Origin of the sequence: Pseudomonas sp. NPDC089534 (genome assembly GCF_044749305.1) — a bacterium.
GTDB classification, from domain to species: domain Bacteria; phylum Pseudomonadota; class Gammaproteobacteria; order Pseudomonadales; family Pseudomonadaceae; genus Aquipseudomonas; species Aquipseudomonas ekonensis.
In genome coordinates, this window is record NZ_JBIVHR010000036.1 from 1 (window position 1) to 353 (window position 353).

Consider the following 353-nt stretch of genomic DNA (forward strand, 5'->3'; position numbering starts at 1 on the left):
TGCAGCCCGCCCATGGCGCCCATGACGGCACCGTAGTCCACGGACTTGTCGCCGCGGATGAAGACCTGGGTGTGCTTGCCGCCTTCGTTGCCGGCACGGATGATCTTGGTCACCGCATCCGTCATCTGCGGCAGGGTCATGGCGCGGTCCTGCTGCTTCTCGGTGTCCACTTCGCTGCCCAGGTTCCAGTAGTAGGTCTTGTCGGCCTTGATGGAAATGGTCAGCACCTGGGTGTTGTTGTCCTGCGGCAAGGCATCGCTGGATACCTTCGGCAGATCCACCTTCACGCCCTGATTGAGCATCGGCGCAGTCACCATGAAGATGACCAGCAGCACCGCCGCGCCGTTGGTGGC

Annotated in this window: 1 protein-coding gene; it reads right to left on the bottom strand. The window is 62.6% G+C overall.

Features of this window, described 5'->3' with window-relative positions; genetic code table 11:
* The coding region (locus ACIP0B_RS13480; protein WP_400832622.1) for a biopolymer transporter ExbD at positions 1–335 on the bottom strand (335 nt) is incomplete at its 3' end.
* Between the last annotated feature and the right edge of the window lie 18 nt (positions 336–353).